This is a genomic window from Mycolicibacterium sp. MU0050, assembly GCF_963378085.1.
Classification (GTDB): domain Bacteria; phylum Actinomycetota; class Actinomycetes; order Mycobacteriales; family Mycobacteriaceae; genus Mycobacterium; species Mycobacterium wendilense.
Genome location: NZ_OY726395.1, coordinates 4,774,781 through 4,789,356 on the forward strand (window position 1 = coordinate 4,774,781; position 14,576 = coordinate 4,789,356).

Sequence of the window (14,576 nt, forward strand, 5' to 3'; positions counted from 1 at the left end):
CTCTATTTCGATCCGGAGGCCCGCGGTGCCGTGCGCCCGGAGGTCGAGCAGTGAACGTCAGCGTCGATTTCCTGATCACCGCCGGTGTCACGTTCGCCTACGTCGGCGGCCTGTCCTTCCTGCTCATCGGCATCTACCTGAGCTACCGGCGGGGTCGGCTGCATCCGCTTCTGCTGCTGTCCATCTCGGCGATCTCGTTCTCCTGGATCGAGGCGCCCTACGACTGGGCGGTCTATGCCCAGTTCCCGCCCGCGCTGCCGCGGATGCCGTCCTGGTGGCCGCTGGACATGACCTGGGGCGGGCTGCCGTCGGCGGTCCCGGTCGGCTACATCGCGTACTTCGTGCTGCCCGCGGTCCTTGGCGCCGCCCTGGGCCGCTGGGTCGCCGGGCGCTTCCAGTGGCGCCGGCCGCAGACCCTGCTGGCCGTCGGCTTCACCGTCGGCTTCTGCTGGGCGTTCGTGTTCAACGCGCTGATCGGCGCGCGCCTCGGGCTGTTCCATTACGGGTATGTGATCCCCGGCCTCGCGGTGGCCGAAGGCACCAAGCACCAGTACCCGATCTACGACTCGATCGCCATGGGCGTGCAGATGATGACGTTCACCTACCTCCTCGGCCGAACCGACGCCCAGGGTCGCAACGTGCTGGATATGTTGGCGGACAGGCTGTCCAAGACCAAGTTGCAGTCGGCCCTGGTCTCCGTGGTGGCGGTGATCGTCGTCGGGCACGCCGTCTACCTCTCGGTGTTCGCGCCGCACCTGGTGACCAAGCTCAACGGCTGGGTGACCTCCGGGCCCACCGAACAACTGTTCCCCGGTGTCCCGAACCAGCCGCAGTGACAGTCAACCCGATGACTGACTTGTATTACGACCCATTCGATTTCGACATCGACGACAACCCGTACCCGGTGTGGAAGCGGATGCGGGCCGAGGCGCCGCTGTACTACAACGACAAGTACAACTTCTACGCCCTGAGCCGTTACGACGATGTCGCCCACGCCCTGCCGGACTGGCAGACCTACCGCTCCGGCCGGGGTACCACCGCCGACATCCTGTTCAGCGGCATCGAGGTGCCCCCGGGCATCCTGCTGTTCGAAGACCCGCCGCTGCATGACCTCCATCGACGCCTGCTGTCGCGGGTCTTCACGCCGCGCCGGATACTCGCGGTCGAGGACCTGGTCCGCGGATTCTGTGCGCGCGCATTGGATCCGCTGCGGGAGGCCGACGGGTTCGACTTCGTCGTCGACCTCGGTGCCATCATGCCAATGCGCACCATCGGCTACCTCCTCGGCATCCCCGAGGACGGCCAAGAACAGATCCGGGCCCGGACCGACAAGAACATCGCCGTCGGCGAAGAGGTCGCCGACGTCAGCGCGACGGTCTTTGCGGACTCGCTCGCGCTGTTCGCCGAGTACATCGAGTGGCGGTCCACCCACCCGTCCGACGATCTGATGACCGAGTTGCTCAACGCCGAGGTCGAGGAGCCCGACGGCACCCAACGCCGGCTGGAACGCACCGAGGTGCTCGCCTACACGGCGATGATCGCCGGGGCCGGCGGCGAGACCACGGCCCGCCTGATCGGCTTCATGGGCGAGCAGTTGGGCCGGCACCCCGACCAGCGACACGAACTCGTCGCCGACCCCACGCTGATCCCGGGAGCCGTTGAGGAGACCCTGCGGTACGACCCGCCGTCGCCGGTGCAGGCCCGCTACGTCGCGCAGGACGTGGAACTCTACGGTCAGGTGGTCTCCGAGGGCTCGTACATGTTGCTGCTCAACGGCTCCGCCAACCGCGACGAGTCCAGGTTCACCGACCCGGACCGCTACGACATCCACCGCAAGGGTGGACATCTCAGCTTCGGGCAGGGCATCCACTTCTGTCTCGGCGCGGCGCTGGCGCGACTGGAGGCGCGCGTCGCGTTCGAGGAGGTCCTCAAGCGCTGGCCGGACTGGTCGGTCGACTACGACAACGCGCGGATGGCGCACACGTCCAGCGTGCGGGGGTGGGCGCAGCTACCGGTCCGGACCCGCTGAGGTCGGTCCCAGTCGGGTAGCGTGCGGACGACGGCACCCGGTCCCTCGGGAGCACCGGGCGCAACTCCGCCGAAGAGGACGCGCATGAACCACGCCCCCGCCACTGGCCACTCCCGCGAGCTCGCGCTGGACCTGTACCGCAGCGCGGCGGTCATCCTGGTGGTCATCGGGCACTGGCTGCTCTCGGTCATGACCTACGAGGACGGGACGTTCGGCCGGGACAACCCACTGGTGCTGATGCCGTGGACACAGTGGATCACCTGGCTCTTCCAGGTGGTCCCGGTGTTCTTCGCGGTGGCCGGCTATGCCAGCGCGGTGTCGTGGGCCCGCTTCGAGGCCGAGGGCACCGACACCCGTCAGGAGTGGCTGCGTCGCCGCGTGAGCCGGGTACTGGGGCCGACGGCCGCCTACGTGGTGCTGGTGTTCGTCGTGATGGCCGTTCTGATGGCGGCGGGGATCAGCGGATCGGTGCTGGCCCTGGGCGGCTGGGCCGTCGCCATGCACCTGTGGTTCCTGGCCGTATACCTGATGGTGGTCGCCCTGACACCGGTGGCGGTGGCGCTGCACCGGCGGCTGGGGCTGGCCGTCCCGACCCTGCTGGCCGCCGGCGTCGTCGTCGTCGACGCGATCGGCATCCTCGCCGGGCAGCCCGAGATCCGGATGCTCAACTACCTGCTGTGCTGGGCGGCCATCTACCAGCTCGGAATCGCCTGGCGCGACAGCACTTTACGGCGCGGACAGCTCTTGGGCATGGCGACCGTCGCGGCCGTGGCGCTGCCGATGCTGGTGACCTGGGGGCCGTATCCCGTGGCCATGATCGGCGTACCCGGGGTTCGGGTGGAGAACAGCGCGCCGCCGTCGGTGGCACTGCTGGCGCTGGCCGCCGTGCAGATCGGCGTGCTGCTCGCGATCACGGGCCCGGTGAACCGTTTCCTGCGCCGCGGGCCCTGGCCGCGAATCATCGGGGTGGCGAACAACAACGTGATGGCGCTTTACCTCTGGCACATGCTGCCCGTCGTGATCGTCACGCTGGTCGGCTATCCGACCGGGCTGCTACCCCAGCCGCCGACCGGCTCCGGAGCCTGGTGGCTGGCCCGGCTGGAGTGGGAACTGATCCTCGCCGTCGTCACCGTCGGACTGCTGTTCCTGCTGTGGTGGGGCCGCGCCGTCTTCGCCGCGCCGGTGCCCGGCGTGGCCGTGCCGATTCCAGACGCGGTGGGTACCGCGGGGCTCCTCCTCGGCACCGCGGCCGCGGCCGTCGCGCTGGGGATGCTGGCCGCCGGTGGTTTCGCGCCCGACGGCCGATTCCCCGTCGTCACGGCCGCCCTCTTCGTCGGCGGGTTGCTGCTGCTGGCGATCCGGCCGCGCAGCCGGATCAAAGACCCCACCTGACGGCCTCTGCTCGCCGAGATTGACGAAAAGCCCGAAGCCACTCGACCTTGCTGGCCCAATGGGACGTTTCGGTGGGGATGGCTGTCGTGATAGTTGTAGAAGCACAGCTGCTCATGGAAACCGGGGTGTGAGCGCTGCCGCAGTGGCGATTCGCGGGGGGTTGCAGGAAGGACGATCCGTGATCTGCCCGCACTGCAGCACCGACCTGCTCTATCGTGATCGTGGCGGCCGCCGATGCAGCAATTGCCGGCGCCGGTTCGCCCTCGAGCCCAGTGACACCCCGCTGCGCTTGCACGACGTGCGGGTGCGCGCGCTCAGCGAGCGACTCCGCGACGGTCGCGACCTCTACTACACCCTCACGCAGTTCCGCTACGCCGCCGCGCGCCGTCGGTTGCCCGCGCTGAACCGCGTCGGCAACTGGATGATGATCGTCTGGGGTGGGGTCGCCTTCTGGGGGACCTACGCGGTGCTGTTCATCGGCGGTAGGTCGGTGGTCACCACCATCGGCTTCGGCGTAGCGGCGCTGTTGGCGGGCATCGGGGTGCTCTCGGCGCTGCGGCCGCTGCTACGGCGCCGGACCCGGGTCCGGATGCCGCTGACGACCGAAAGCCTGGCCCGCGACGTGCTGGAGCCCTGGCGCGAACTGTACGGCGAGTGGCCGCCGGGAGCGGTGGACGAGGACCGGGTGCCGATCCCGGTGGTCAGCTCCCCGCGCTACGCCCTGGTGTGCCCGAACCGCAGCGTGCTGGCGTGCCTGGCCGCCAACGGTGTCCCGCAGGCCTACGACATGGCGCTGCTGGAGGACCCCCGGCAGGTGCCGGCCGAGGTCCCGCTGTTGGTGCTGCACAACGCGAGCCTGCCCGGCCTGGCCTTGGCGCGCGACGCGCGGCGGTGGTTCGGCTCCCGGGTCCGGGTGCTCGGCATAGCACCCCGGATGGTGATGGACAACGAGGGCGCGATCCGGCTACGGGAGCGTCCGCCCCGACGATCGGATCGGTGGTTCCTGGCCGACGAACCCGTCTCGGAGCGCGAGGTGCGGTGGTTGGCCGCCGGTTGGTGGTCGCCGGTGGCCGCGATGCCGCCGGCCGCACTACTCGCCGCGGTGTCCCGGGCCGTGGCCCGCATCGAAGACCAGGCCGACCCGGACCGCGCCGGGGCCCGGCGGATCGGCTTCTTGTCGTGGCCGGCGGCATGAGACGGCACCTGGCCGACCGCATGTTACGGGCGGCGATCCGCCGCGCCGGGGCCCCGGGCAGCCTGCGCTTCACCGAACGACAACTCTTCTACGAGATGTGCCGCGGCCTGCTGCCCGCCCACCGACTGCCCCGGCGCCCGGGCTTCACTACACCAACGGCATTGCCGTACCGCACCTTTCGGTCGGCACTGGAGCGCCACGGACCGATCGACGGACTGCTCGCCACCCCGGCGCCGGCGCCGTCGGTGCTCGGTCGGCACACCCCGGAACCGGACCTGTTCGACTACGGCCTGCCCCGGATGCTGGTCTGCCAGACCCATGCTGTGGCGGTCATGCTGCGCGCCAACGGGATACCCATGGAGTCCGCCTGCCCGGTGCTCAGCGTCGACGAGCTGCCGGCGGACCCGCGCCTGGCCCGGATGCTGTACCAGGCCGGCACGGCGACCGTCTACGTGTTGCACGACGCCGGGCCTGCCGGCCTCGCGGCGCCCCGGGACCTGCGCCGGCTCACCGAGGTTCCCCCGACCGCCAAGGTGGTCCCCATCGGGCTGCGGCCCGCGCAGGCCTGGCCGCTGCATCTGGCGCACGTCCCCGGTCCTGCCACACCGTCGGAAGCCGCCCTGTCCGGCAAGGAACAAGCCTGGCTGCGACGGGGACGGACCGTCGAGGTCGAGGCGGTGCCCCCGGCGGTGCTGCTGCGCAGCGTGCACCGGTTGGTTCGGGGCGTGGCCCGGGCCGACACCGGGCTGGTGAACGTGCAACGCGCCCGCCGCGCGGGCTTTCTGACCTGGCCTACCGGATGAAGGAGTCGCCGATGCCCGACCGTGGCGAGAACGTCCACGAGATCAGCTACGTCGATGAACTGCTGGCCGACGGCAGCGTGCACCGGCGCTACGCCGACGGCCGCCAGGAGTGGCGCACCCGTCGCGCCGACGGCGCGGTGCAGTGGCGGGACCACCGCGGCGGGGAGGGCGTCGACGAACCGCTGGGCCCCAAGCTGATCAAGCGCAGCTTCTCGGACGGTTCGGTGGCCTACGGCCGCGAGGCCGGGTTCGGCCGCACCCTGTGGCGCGACGGGACCCTGACCGTCAACCGGTCCTCGTTCGGCGGTCGCCTCGGCGGGATCCTGGCCGCCGTCACCGGGACGGCGGTACTGGGCGGCCTGGCGCTGCCCCCGAAATCGCTGACACCGCAGGAGGAACAGGACCTGCGCGACCAGGGCATCGACGATCCGGATGGCGGCGGCTCCGACGACTACGGGGAGTGGGGCGGCCCCGGTGACGACGGCGGCGGCGACTTCGGCTGAGGAGAGTGTCATGGCACGGTGGTGCGCATTCCTGACGCGGGCGGAACCGGCCGCCCAGCTGCGATCGGTCGGCGCCGCTTCGGTGGCCGTCACCGACGGCTACGGGCTCGGCCTGCTCGACGGTCCTGGCACGGCGACCGGCCCGCACCGGGTCGGGCACTGGACGGCGGTCGGCGAGGTGACCCTGTTCAACGGGGCCCGGCTGCGCGCGCTGCTCGGCGCCGGCGCGCCAGCCGCGGACTGCCCGGACGCCGAACTGCTGCTGCACTGCTACGTCACCCTGGGCACCGCGGGGATCGCCGCGGCCGACGGCATGTTCGCCCTCGTCGTCACCGACGGACGGGACCTGGTGCTGATCCGCGACCACGTCGGTGCGCGCACGCTGTTCGTCGCGCGATCCGGTCCGACGTGGGCCGCCACGACGTCGCTGCCGGCGCTGCGCCGCTGGCCCGGCCTGCGCACCGGGCTGAACCTGCCCGCCGTGCGATCCTTCCTGACCTTCGCCTACCTACCGGACCGCGAGACCCTGCTGCGCGATGTGCACGAGGTCTTGCCGGGACGCTGCGTGCGGCTGCGCCCGGACGGCAGCCGATCCGAGGAGATCTTCTGGGAGCCGGCCGAAGTCGACATCCCCGCCACCGCGGCAGAACACGCACTGCGGCTGCGCGAACTGCTGGAGGAGGCGACGGCTCGTCGACTGCCCGCCGGTCCCACCGGGGTTCTGCTGTCCGGCGGCATCGACAGCAGCCTGGTCACCGCGCTGGCCGCCAAGCTGCACGACCAACCGGTCCACACCTACTCCATCGCGTTCGACGGCACCACCGTCAACGAACTGGCCTACTCCGGGTTGGTGGCCGCACACTGTCACACCACCCACCGCGTGCTCACGGTCTCCAGCGACGCGGTGGCCGCGCGCCTGGCCCAGACCGTGGCCCTGCTGGACTGCCCCGTCGGCGACCCGCTGACGGTGCCCAACCTGATGCTCGCGCAGGCCGCCGCCGACGACGGGCTTGACACCATCCTCAACGGCGAGGGCGGCGATCCGGTGTTCGGCGGACCCAAGAACCTGCCCATGCTCATCTTCGAACTGTTTCGCGACGACCCCGACCCGCGGGCCCGGGCACGCGCCTACCTGGACAGCTATCGGAAATGTCTGGAGGACCTTCCGGTGCTGCTGTCCCCAGCGGCGCTGGCCGACCTCGACCACGCACCGGCGCTCACCGAACCGCTGCTGCCCTACCTGCGACCCGGCCGGATGAACAGCCTGCTGAACCAGTTGCTGCACACCAACTTACGCACCAAGGGCGCACACCACATCCTGCCCAAGGTCGAGCGCTTGACCGCGGCCGCCGGCGTGCAGGGCCGCTCACCGCTGTTCGACGCGACGATGATCGACTACGCATTCGCCGTTCCGCCACGGCTTAAGCTGGCCGGCACCGAGGAGAAATGGATCCTCAAGGAAGCGGTACGGGACCTGCTCCCGTCGACCATCGTCGATCGCCCGAAGAGCGGCATGCGGGTGCCGGTGCAACAGTGGCTGACCGGGCCACTGCGCGAACTCAGCCACGACCTGCTGCTCGGCCCGTCGGCGCGGACCCGGGACATCTTCCGCGCCGACACCCTGCGCAACTGGCTGCGCGGGGACGGCACCCTGCTGCCCCGCCAGGGCGGCAAGGTGTGGATGGTGCTGACGCTGGAGATGTGGCTGCGCGCCTACGATCTTCGCCCGTGACCGGGCCACCCGTACTGCCCTGTGACCGAGTTCGAACAGAAGAGGTGTGATGCCCGACGCCATGAAGATCCATCCGGACGACGGCAACGAGGTCCACGACCTCGCGGCGTTCACCGACGCCGGCCGCATCGTCGTGACCCCGGTGGCGCAGTTTCCGTCCGAGGTGGCCCGGGTCGTCGTCGACACCTTCGCGGGAATCGTGCGCCGCGCGAAGTCCAGTCCGGCGGCCACGACCCCGGACGAGGACGGGATAGTGCGCTCGCAGACGTTCGAGGAGGGCGACGTCTACATGGTGGAAAAGCCGTTCGACGGTTACTTCGCCGACCGCTACCTCATGGACTTCTACGACGTCGCCGAGCGCGGCATCTGCTCCCGGATGCACTGGCACACCGGCCTGCGGTTCGTCCGGATGATGACCGGACCGGACACCCACATCCGCGTGAGCAGCCTGTCCTCGTTCCACCTCAGCGACGTCGCCGGTGTCACGCCGTTCGCCCCGGCGAGTTTCGTCGACGACCTCCCGGACAGCGCCGATACCGAAGAGGGGCCGAACCGGCTGCGGTACAACCTGATCGTCCCGGAGAACTCGTTCGTGGATCTGCAGATCCCGCGCGGAGTGAGCCATCAGTTCAACGCCGTGGGACCGCACGCGGTCATCGATTCGGTGCATCCCGAGGAGTCGCTGGAGGTGCTCCGCGAACAGATGTCGGGTTACCGGATGATGGCGCAGACGGTGTTCCTCGCCGAGGAACTCCCGCCGGCCTCGACGTGCCTCGCCACCGGACCGCGCCTCGGTACCTGACCAGGCTGACCCCGCCCCGGCGTCGAGGCTCCCGCACCCAGCGCGGCACCGCCGGGGCGGGTTCCGCTAGGCCCCGTCGCGCAGGATCTGCCGCAGGCGGTCCAACGGGTCGCCGACCTCAGGGTGTAACCGCCGCAGGGTCTCGTCGTCACCGGCGCCGCCGGGCGGCACCGCTGCGCCGGCCGGCGGGGGTGTCGCAGCCGGCGGGGGTGGCGGGGGCGGCGCGGGTGCGCGCAGCTTGGCCTCCAGCCGGGGCAGCGTGTCACGGCGCACCGCCTGCCGCTGCGGATCCGGATCGGCGTTGTCGGCAAAGCATTGCGGCGGGGCCTGTTCGGCCACCTCGCGGGCCTGTCCATAGCGTGCGGCCGCAGTCTCACCATCCCCGGCGGCCACAGCGCGATCACCACGGGTCTCCTGCACCAGCACGAGATTCACCCGCACCGGGCAATCGGCGCCTTCCGGTGTGCGCGCCAATGCCGCGGTGAAGGACCGCGCGGCTTCCTCGAGCCGGTCGTCGAGCGCCGCCCCGAGTCCGGCCGCAAAGTGTGCCTTGTGCGGTTCGATCACGTTGAGCACGGCCATGATCCGCGCGTCCGATCCCAGCGCCTCGGAGTCCCGCTCTTCGAAGGAAGAGACCGCGGAGTGGCCCGCGAGCAGCACGGAGACACACTTGAGCACGATCACCACCACCAGCGCCGCGACCGGCGCCGAATACACCAGTAACCGTCGCCGGGTCCGCAGCCGGGTGTCGCCGGCCTGCCACCAGGCCCGTCGGCCCTCCCACCACCTGCTCAGCATCGGCGCCGCCTCACCGGGTCTCCAGCTCGTCGTCGGTCGACAGCGGCCCGGGGCTACCGAGCTCGCGGCGCAGCCCGCGCAGCACCAGAAACAGCTCGGTCAGCAGCAGCAGCGTCGCCGCGGCCGCCGGCAGCCAATACAGTTCGGTGCGGTCGGCGATGCTCGCCGCGGGCGGGGCGGCCGGGCCGGTGTCGTCGCGGATCGCGTCGGCATCGAGCGGCGTACCCGCCGGCCGCGGCAGGTAGGGCACCCCCAACTGCCCGGCGACGCCCCGCAGGGTCGCGGGCGCGCGCCCGTCCGAACCCGCTGCGGCGCCGTAGCCCAGTGCCGCCCCGCCGTCCACCGCTTGCTCGGGGAGCACGAACTCGCGTTGGGGCACTTCCGCGTCCGGAGCACCGGAGCCCAGGTAGAACACCAGGTTCGCGGCCTGGGGATACTGCTGGGCCGCGCCGATGAGCTGATACCGCAGCACCGTTCCCGCCGCGCCCGAGTTGGCGCGCGCCACGTTCTCCGGGGTGGCCGGCTGCGGGCGCACGGCATCCAGCACCGGCCGTAGGCTCCAGGTGTCGGCGGACAGCGGCCAGCGCAGGTCGGGTTCGGAGCTGAACTCGATGACGGCGAAGCGGGCCGTCGGGTAGCGGTCGAGCAGCGCGTCGAGGTCGCGGCGGGCCTGGGCCATCGGCGGCTCGCCACGATCTTCGCCTCCCATCCCCGGGGATCGGTCGAGCAGCACGAACACGTTCGGGGCATCCGCGCCGGCGGCACGGGCCGCCGCGGGCTCCTCCCCGATCGTCGGGCGCAGTGCCGCGAGAACCAGCAACAACCCCGCGGCGGTCACCCCGCACCAACGCCACACCACGGTCCTGCTGCGCCGGTGCCCTTTTCGGGGCAGCACGGCGATTCGCGCGCCGATAAAGGCGACGGTCAGCAGCGCCATGACCGCCAGGGGCAGCACCGGATGTACGGTCATGATCGACGCACCACCGGCCACCACGCCAACGCCAGCACGGCCAACAACGCCATCAGCAGGGGAACGTCCGGGGTCTCGACCCCGACGGTCGCACCGACGTCGTCGACCGCGGCGGGCTCCGGCGGATGGTTTCGGATCGCGGCCAGTTGCGTTGCCACCTCGGATCCCGCGGACGCCGTCTGCCCGCCGGTGTCGCGGGCCAGGGCGTCCAGCTCGGCGCTCGGCGGTCCCGTGTACACGACGTTGACCTGGATACCCGCGGTGGTGGCCAGCTCGCGTACCTGTTCGGCGCTGAACAGCGAAGGGGTACCGCGATTCTCGCCGAGGGTGCCCGGACCCACATAGACCAGGGATCGCCGCTGCCCGGCCGGCTCGTCGAACTCGGGAAACCCGGTCAGGCACAGCGCCAGCACATCCTCGACGGTGGCTGCGTAGTCGGCATAGCGCACCGGGGCCACGAACGCCGCCGGCGCCGCACCGGGGTCGGCGCTGTGCGCGTAGGCCGTGAACCGGGCCGCCGCATGTTGATGGTCGCGGGTCAGCGGCACCACCCGGACGTTGGCGGAGGTCAGGCCGACACGCGTGGTTCCGAAGCCACCCACGCGTTGGGCGAAGTACTCGAGGGTCTGGGCCACCGCCGGGGTGGCCGCGGACTCGCCGACGCACACCATGATGTCTTCGGGTTGCCCCGCGGCCGAGGCACTGGCGATGTTCGGCAGCCCGGCCGGCCGCGCGGTGGTCCACAGTGCGGCGGTGAATCCCACTGCGAGCAGGAAGATCACGACGATCACCGAGAGCATCCGACGGCGCAACGCCCGCACGTACTCCGGCAGCCGGGTCAGTCGGTCCACGTGCGCCAACGGGCGCAGTTCACGCCGGCCCGCACGGTCCGGGCTGAGCATGGCCGCCCCAATACAGCCCGCCAGCAGCGCCATCCCGGCGATCACGACGCCCCACCACATCAGGTCCACGTGCGGATCAGCTCCTCGGTGCTCTCGCTCACCGCGCCGACGTCCACGGTGGACCGGGCGTTGAACTGCACGTCGTTCAGGTCGATGAGAACGGGCGCCGCCGCCGACAGGTCACTCGCGGCAACGTCGGAAAGTTGCATGTGCCGAACCCGAATCCCGGTGAGGCGGTGCAGGAATTCGCGGAGTTCCCGGCTCAACGCGGCACCGGCGGCGGGGGCGTCGAGGTCGCCGGCGCGATACCGGCGGACGATCCCGCGCACCGCGCTCACCGCGCGCCGCTTGAGCAGTTCGTTGCGCATGGCCCCGACCAACGGCACCTCGGCCAATTTCCGACTGGGCGCGGTGAACGCGAAAACCCCGATGTACCAGGCGATCAACGCCAGGGTCAGGACCACCGCGAGCCACAGCCACCGCAGCGAGTAGGGCGACGGTCCGATGAGGTACTGCAACAGATCATCGGGCACGGGCCAGCACTCCGGTCATCGTGGTCAGCGCCGCCCGGATGTCGCGGCTGCCGCCCACCCGCGCGTGCGCCACCCCGCACGTGTTCAGGAACTCCGACAGCGACCGGCGTCGCTCGGCCTCGGCCTGCCGATACGCCTGCACCACAGCCGAACCGAGCACCGCGCCGCTGGGCACCCGTTGCCGGCTGCCCACGTCGTAGCCGGGCCGGTCGTCCTCGGCCGACGTCACCGCCGGCTGGTCGGCGACCATCGCCCAGAGCACGTCGTGGTTGGCGGTCAGGGGCCGCAGCACCTCGCCGAGCTGGTCGTCGACGTCGGGTTCGTCGGAGACGACGAAGATCAGCATCGAATGCCGGTAATGGTGTGCCACCCAGTCGAGTTGGGTGACGACGTCGCTTGGTCCCGGACGATCCCCGGCGTGATCACGGAAGCGATGCAGCATGCTTTCGATGTGGGTCTCACCGCGGCGCAGCCGGATGTCCATGCAACCGCGCGCGTCCCCGAAGACCATCCCGATCTCGTCGGAACGTTGCAGGGTGATCAGGCCCATCGCCCCGATGAGGTGCGCGGCGACCTCCCGCTTGCGTTCCCCCGACGGGGCGAGTGCGCTGAGGTTCCGGCCCGCGTCGGCGACCACCAGGATCTTGTGGTGTTTCTCGGAGACGAAGCGCTTGATCAGCGTGTGTCCCGAGCGGGCCGTCGCCTTCCAGTCGATGTCCCGCACGTCATCGCCGGGGACGTAGGGTCGCAGCTCGTCGAATTCCAGGCTGCGGGTGTGGATCAGCGCGTAGCGTCCGCCCTCCAGGAATCCGCCGGTGTCGCGCCCGAAGTGCACCCGGGCACGGTCCAGATGGGTACCCATGAACTCAGGGCACCGGGACTGCGCGCAGCACCGCGTCGACGATCACGTCCGAGGTGACGCGTTCGCTGGCGGCCTGGAAGCCGAGGATGAAGCGGTGCCGCAGCACGCGGTGGGCCAGGCGGGCGATGTCCTCCGGCACCACATGGTCGCGGCCGCGCAGCACGGCCATCGCGCGCGCGGTCCGGCAGAAGGCGATCGTGGCCCGGGGACTGGCCCCGTACTCGACCAGCCTGGCCAGCTGAGCCGGCAGGTGCTCGCCGGGGTTGCGGGTGACGGAGACCAGGGTGCTGGCGTAGCGGATCAACCGCGGTGCCATGTGCACGGCGCGCGTCACCTGCTGGGCCCGCAGGATGTCCTCGACCCCGACCACGGGGGTGGCGGGCCGCTCCCGGTCGAGGAGGCCGGCGTCCATCCGCGCGATCACCTCGACCTCGTCGTCGACCGTCGGGTAGCTCACCAGTTCCTTGAGCATGAATCGGTCGGTCTGGGCCTCCGAGAGCGGATAGGTGCCTTCCTGATCCACCGGGTTCTGGGTCGCGATGACCAGGAACGGTCGCGGCATCGGGTGCTGCACGCCGGCGATCGTCGTCTGGCGTTCCTCCATTGCTTCGAGCATGGCGCTCTGGGTTTTGGCGCTGGAGCGGTTGATCTCGTCGAGCAGCACGATGTTGGCGTGCACCGGCCCGAGCTGGGTGACGAAGGAGTTGGTGGCCGCCTCGTAGATCTGGGTGCCGATGATGTCGCTGGGCAGCAGGTCCGGCGTGCACTGGATGCGCCGGAACTCGCCGTCGATCGACTCGGCGATGACCCGTGCCGCGGTGGTCTTGGCCAGGCCGGGCACGCTCTCGATCAGCAGGTGACCGCCGGCGAGCAAGGCCACCAGCATCGATTCCCGAAGGTGTGCCTGGCCCACGACCTTCGTCGCAAACGACGAGGCCACGGCGTTGACGACGCGTTGCGTCTCGGCCAGGTCGCGCTGGCCGAGTTGCATATCTGCTGCGGTCATGTGTCCTTCCTGAAAGCAACCCGACCCCCGCAGGGGTACCCGCCTGCGCCGATCTCACGCGAAGCGGGGTCCGGTGGGAGGCGCTCCGGGCGGGCTGAGGCCCCCGGGGCACGAGACCTCCCGGCGGCAGCGCTCGCGGCTCGTCGCGACCCCGCTGTTTCGTCCGCGCCGCGCCATCCCGGCGGACGAAAGCGCAATTTCGCGGCCGGACAGGCGCACCGCACCGGGATCCGCAAAACAGGCGTGTGACGACAACGAGATCCGTCGCGGCCGGGGTTGCCGAGCGTCTGGGTGCTCTCCGTCGGCGCACCCGGCGCCTACGGAGAAGCACCCGAACTGCGGAAATATTCCGGCGACGAAAGCCTGCCGACACGACGAAATCAGTAGTAACCTGGCGTTTGGTTGAGCTTACAGCCGTGGGTCGCAACGACTGTCCGTGCCGTGCTCGGCAAGCGAACGGCGTCGCGACCCATCCACTTGCGGCGATGAGGGGTGGCTCAAACGATGCCTCAATACATGCTCGATGACGCGACCGACGGCGCGGTGGCCTGACATGACCAGCCCCACCGGAACCATCAGGTTGTATCGGCCCGACCCCGGCACCATTCGGGAATCCAAACGGTGTGGGCGGGCCACCTTCTCCGTGCACCCCGCGGCGGCGAACCGGTTGCGCATCGCCGCGTGCGGTGACGTCGACGCCGTGAACGGCCGCGCGCTCGGCCACTTCGTCGAGGCGCACACCGGCGCCTCCCAGCAACTGATCCTCGACCTGCGGGCCGTGGACTTCTTCGGAACCCAGGGGTTCACCGCGCTGTATTACATCAGCGTGCAGTGCACCCGGCGCGACATCGACTGGATGCTCCTCGGCAGTCCACCGGTGCACCGCCTGCTGCGCATCTGCGACACCAGCGGCGAACTCCCGTTGTGCTCGGATCTCGAACTCGCGCTCAAGCGGCTGGACCAGGTCGCCCAATACCGTCGGCGCATCGCCTCCGCCGGCTGACCGGGGCGGCGTCGGAACCGCGCGTTACATTTCGCCGGCACCCGGG

General features: G+C 70.5%; 15 protein-coding genes. 9 read left to right on the plus strand and 6 right to left on the minus strand.

The annotated features are described in order from the left end of the window. The first annotated feature begins 50 nt into the window (after positions 1-50). The 8 genes from R2K23_RS22760 to R2K23_RS22795 all read left to right on the plus strand — a co-directional run bounded on the left by R2K23_RS22760 (position 51) and on the right by R2K23_RS22795 (position 8,456). Positions 51-836: a spirocyclase AveC family protein gene (locus R2K23_RS22760; protein WP_316512824.1), complete on the plus strand. Its 786-nt coding sequence runs from the start codon at positions 51-53 to the stop codon at positions 834-836. A gap of 11 nt (positions 837-847) precedes the next feature. After that, positions 848-2,029, plus strand: coding sequence for a cytochrome P450 (locus tag R2K23_RS22765; protein ID WP_316512826.1), 1,182 nt, complete (start codon positions 848-850; stop codon positions 2,027-2,029). Between the two features lie 84 nt (positions 2,030-2,113). Next, complete coding sequence (locus tag R2K23_RS22770) at positions 2,114-3,421, plus strand: acyltransferase family protein (RefSeq protein WP_316512828.1); 1,308 nt, start codon at positions 2,114-2,116, stop codon at positions 3,419-3,421. Positions 3,422-3,548: 127 nt separating this feature from the next. After that, positions 3,549-4,616 carry a zinc ribbon domain-containing protein gene (locus R2K23_RS22775; protein WP_316512830.1) on the plus strand — a complete coding sequence of 356 codons (1,068 nt, stop codon included), beginning with the start codon at positions 3,549-3,551 and terminating at the stop codon, positions 4,614-4,616. Further along, a complete protein-coding gene (locus R2K23_RS22780) occupies positions 4,613-5,419 on the plus strand; it encodes a hypothetical protein (protein WP_316512832.1) in 807 nt (268 codons plus the stop codon). Before R2K23_RS22775 ends, R2K23_RS22780 begins: the two co-directional genes overlap by 4 nt. 11 nt (positions 5,420-5,430) lie before the next feature. Then, complete coding sequence (locus R2K23_RS22785; protein ID WP_316512833.1) at positions 5,431-5,922, plus strand: hypothetical protein; 492 nt, start codon at positions 5,431-5,433, stop codon at positions 5,920-5,922. A gap of 10 nt (positions 5,923-5,932) precedes the next feature. After that, the gene (locus R2K23_RS22790) at positions 5,933-7,654 is read left to right on the plus strand and encodes an asparagine synthetase B family protein (protein ID WP_316512834.1); all 1,722 of its coding nucleotides are present in this window, start codon (positions 5,933-5,935) and stop codon (positions 7,652-7,654) included. A 49-nt stretch (positions 7,655-7,703) separates the two neighbouring features. Then, positions 7,704-8,456: a hypothetical protein gene (locus tag R2K23_RS22795; RefSeq protein WP_316512836.1), complete on the plus strand. Its 753-nt coding sequence runs from the start codon at positions 7,704-7,706 to the stop codon at positions 8,454-8,456. A gap of 66 nt (positions 8,457-8,522) precedes the next feature. Here R2K23_RS22795 and R2K23_RS22800 read toward each other — a convergent pair whose 3' ends face one another. The 6 genes from R2K23_RS22800 to R2K23_RS22825 are packed head-to-tail and all read right to left on the minus strand — an operon-like array spanning position 8,523 to position 13,527. Then, positions 8,523-9,254, minus strand: a complete 732-nt coding sequence (locus R2K23_RS22800; protein ID WP_316512837.1) for a hypothetical protein — start codon at positions 9,252-9,254, stop codon at positions 8,523-8,525. 10 nt (positions 9,255-9,264) lie between these two features. Beyond that, complete coding sequence (locus R2K23_RS22805) at positions 9,265-10,224, minus strand: VWA domain-containing protein (RefSeq protein ID WP_316512838.1); 960 nt, start codon at positions 10,222-10,224, stop codon at positions 9,265-9,267. Continuing rightward, on the minus strand, positions 10,221-11,186 hold the full coding sequence (locus R2K23_RS22810; RefSeq protein ID WP_316517505.1) for a hypothetical protein: 966 nt from the start codon (positions 11,184-11,186) through the stop codon (positions 10,221-10,223). The genes R2K23_RS22805 and R2K23_RS22810 overlap by 4 nt, the downstream gene beginning before the upstream one ends. Further along, entirely contained in the window at positions 11,186-11,659 is a 474-nt protein-coding gene (locus tag R2K23_RS22815) for a hypothetical protein (RefSeq protein ID WP_316512840.1), read from the minus strand. The genes R2K23_RS22810 and R2K23_RS22815 overlap by 1 nt, the downstream gene beginning before the upstream one ends. Next, a complete protein-coding gene (locus tag R2K23_RS22820; RefSeq protein ID WP_316512842.1) occupies positions 11,649-12,521 on the minus strand; it encodes a DUF58 domain-containing protein in 873 nt (290 codons plus the stop codon). The genes R2K23_RS22815 and R2K23_RS22820 overlap by 11 nt, the downstream gene beginning before the upstream one ends. Positions 12,522-12,525: 4 nt before the next feature. Further along, complete coding sequence (locus R2K23_RS22825; RefSeq protein WP_316512844.1) at positions 12,526-13,527, minus strand: AAA family ATPase; 1,002 nt, start codon at positions 13,525-13,527, stop codon at positions 12,526-12,528. A gap of 553 nt (positions 13,528-14,080) precedes the next feature. On the opposite strand from R2K23_RS22825, the gene R2K23_RS22830 reads away from it, so the two are divergent. Next, on the plus strand, positions 14,081-14,530 hold the full coding sequence (locus R2K23_RS22830; protein WP_316512846.1) for an STAS domain-containing protein: 450 nt from the start codon (positions 14,081-14,083) through the stop codon (positions 14,528-14,530). Positions 14,531-14,576: the final 46 nt, after the last annotated feature.

Coding starts and splice junctions, on each gene's coding strand:
- R2K23_RS22765 (WP_316512826.1), top strand. CDS start 848: ATGACTGACTTGTATTACGACCCATTCGATTTCGACATCGACGACAAC.
- R2K23_RS22770 (WP_316512828.1), top strand. CDS start 2,114: ATGAACCACGCCCCCGCCACTGGCCACTCCCGCGAGCTCGCGCTGGAC.
- R2K23_RS22780 (WP_316512832.1), top strand. CDS start 4,613: ATGAGACGGCACCTGGCCGACCGCATGTTACGGGCGGCGATCCGCCGC.
- R2K23_RS22785 (WP_316512833.1), top strand. CDS start 5,431: ATGCCCGACCGTGGCGAGAACGTCCACGAGATCAGCTACGTCGATGAA.
- R2K23_RS22790 (WP_316512834.1), top strand. CDS start 5,933: ATGGCACGGTGGTGCGCATTCCTGACGCGGGCGGAACCGGCCGCCCAG.
- R2K23_RS22795 (WP_316512836.1), top strand. CDS start 7,704: ATGCCCGACGCCATGAAGATCCATCCGGACGACGGCAACGAGGTCCAC.
- R2K23_RS22800 (WP_316512837.1), bottom strand. CDS start 9,254: ATGCTGAGCAGGTGGTGGGAGGGCCGACGGGCCTGGTGGCAGGCCGGC.
- R2K23_RS22805 (WP_316512838.1), bottom strand. CDS start 10,224: ATGACCGTACATCCGGTGCTGCCCCTGGCGGTCATGGCGCTGCTGACC.
- R2K23_RS22810 (WP_316517505.1), bottom strand. CDS start 11,186: ATGTGGTGGGGCGTCGTGATCGCCGGGATGGCGCTGCTGGCGGGCTGT.
- R2K23_RS22820 (WP_316512842.1), bottom strand. CDS start 12,521: ATGGGTACCCATCTGGACCGTGCCCGGGTGCACTTCGGGCGCGACACC.
- R2K23_RS22825 (WP_316512844.1), bottom strand. CDS start 13,527: ATGACCGCAGCAGATATGCAACTCGGCCAGCGCGACCTGGCCGAGACG.
- R2K23_RS22830 (WP_316512846.1), top strand. CDS start 14,081: ATGACCAGCCCCACCGGAACCATCAGGTTGTATCGGCCCGACCCCGGC.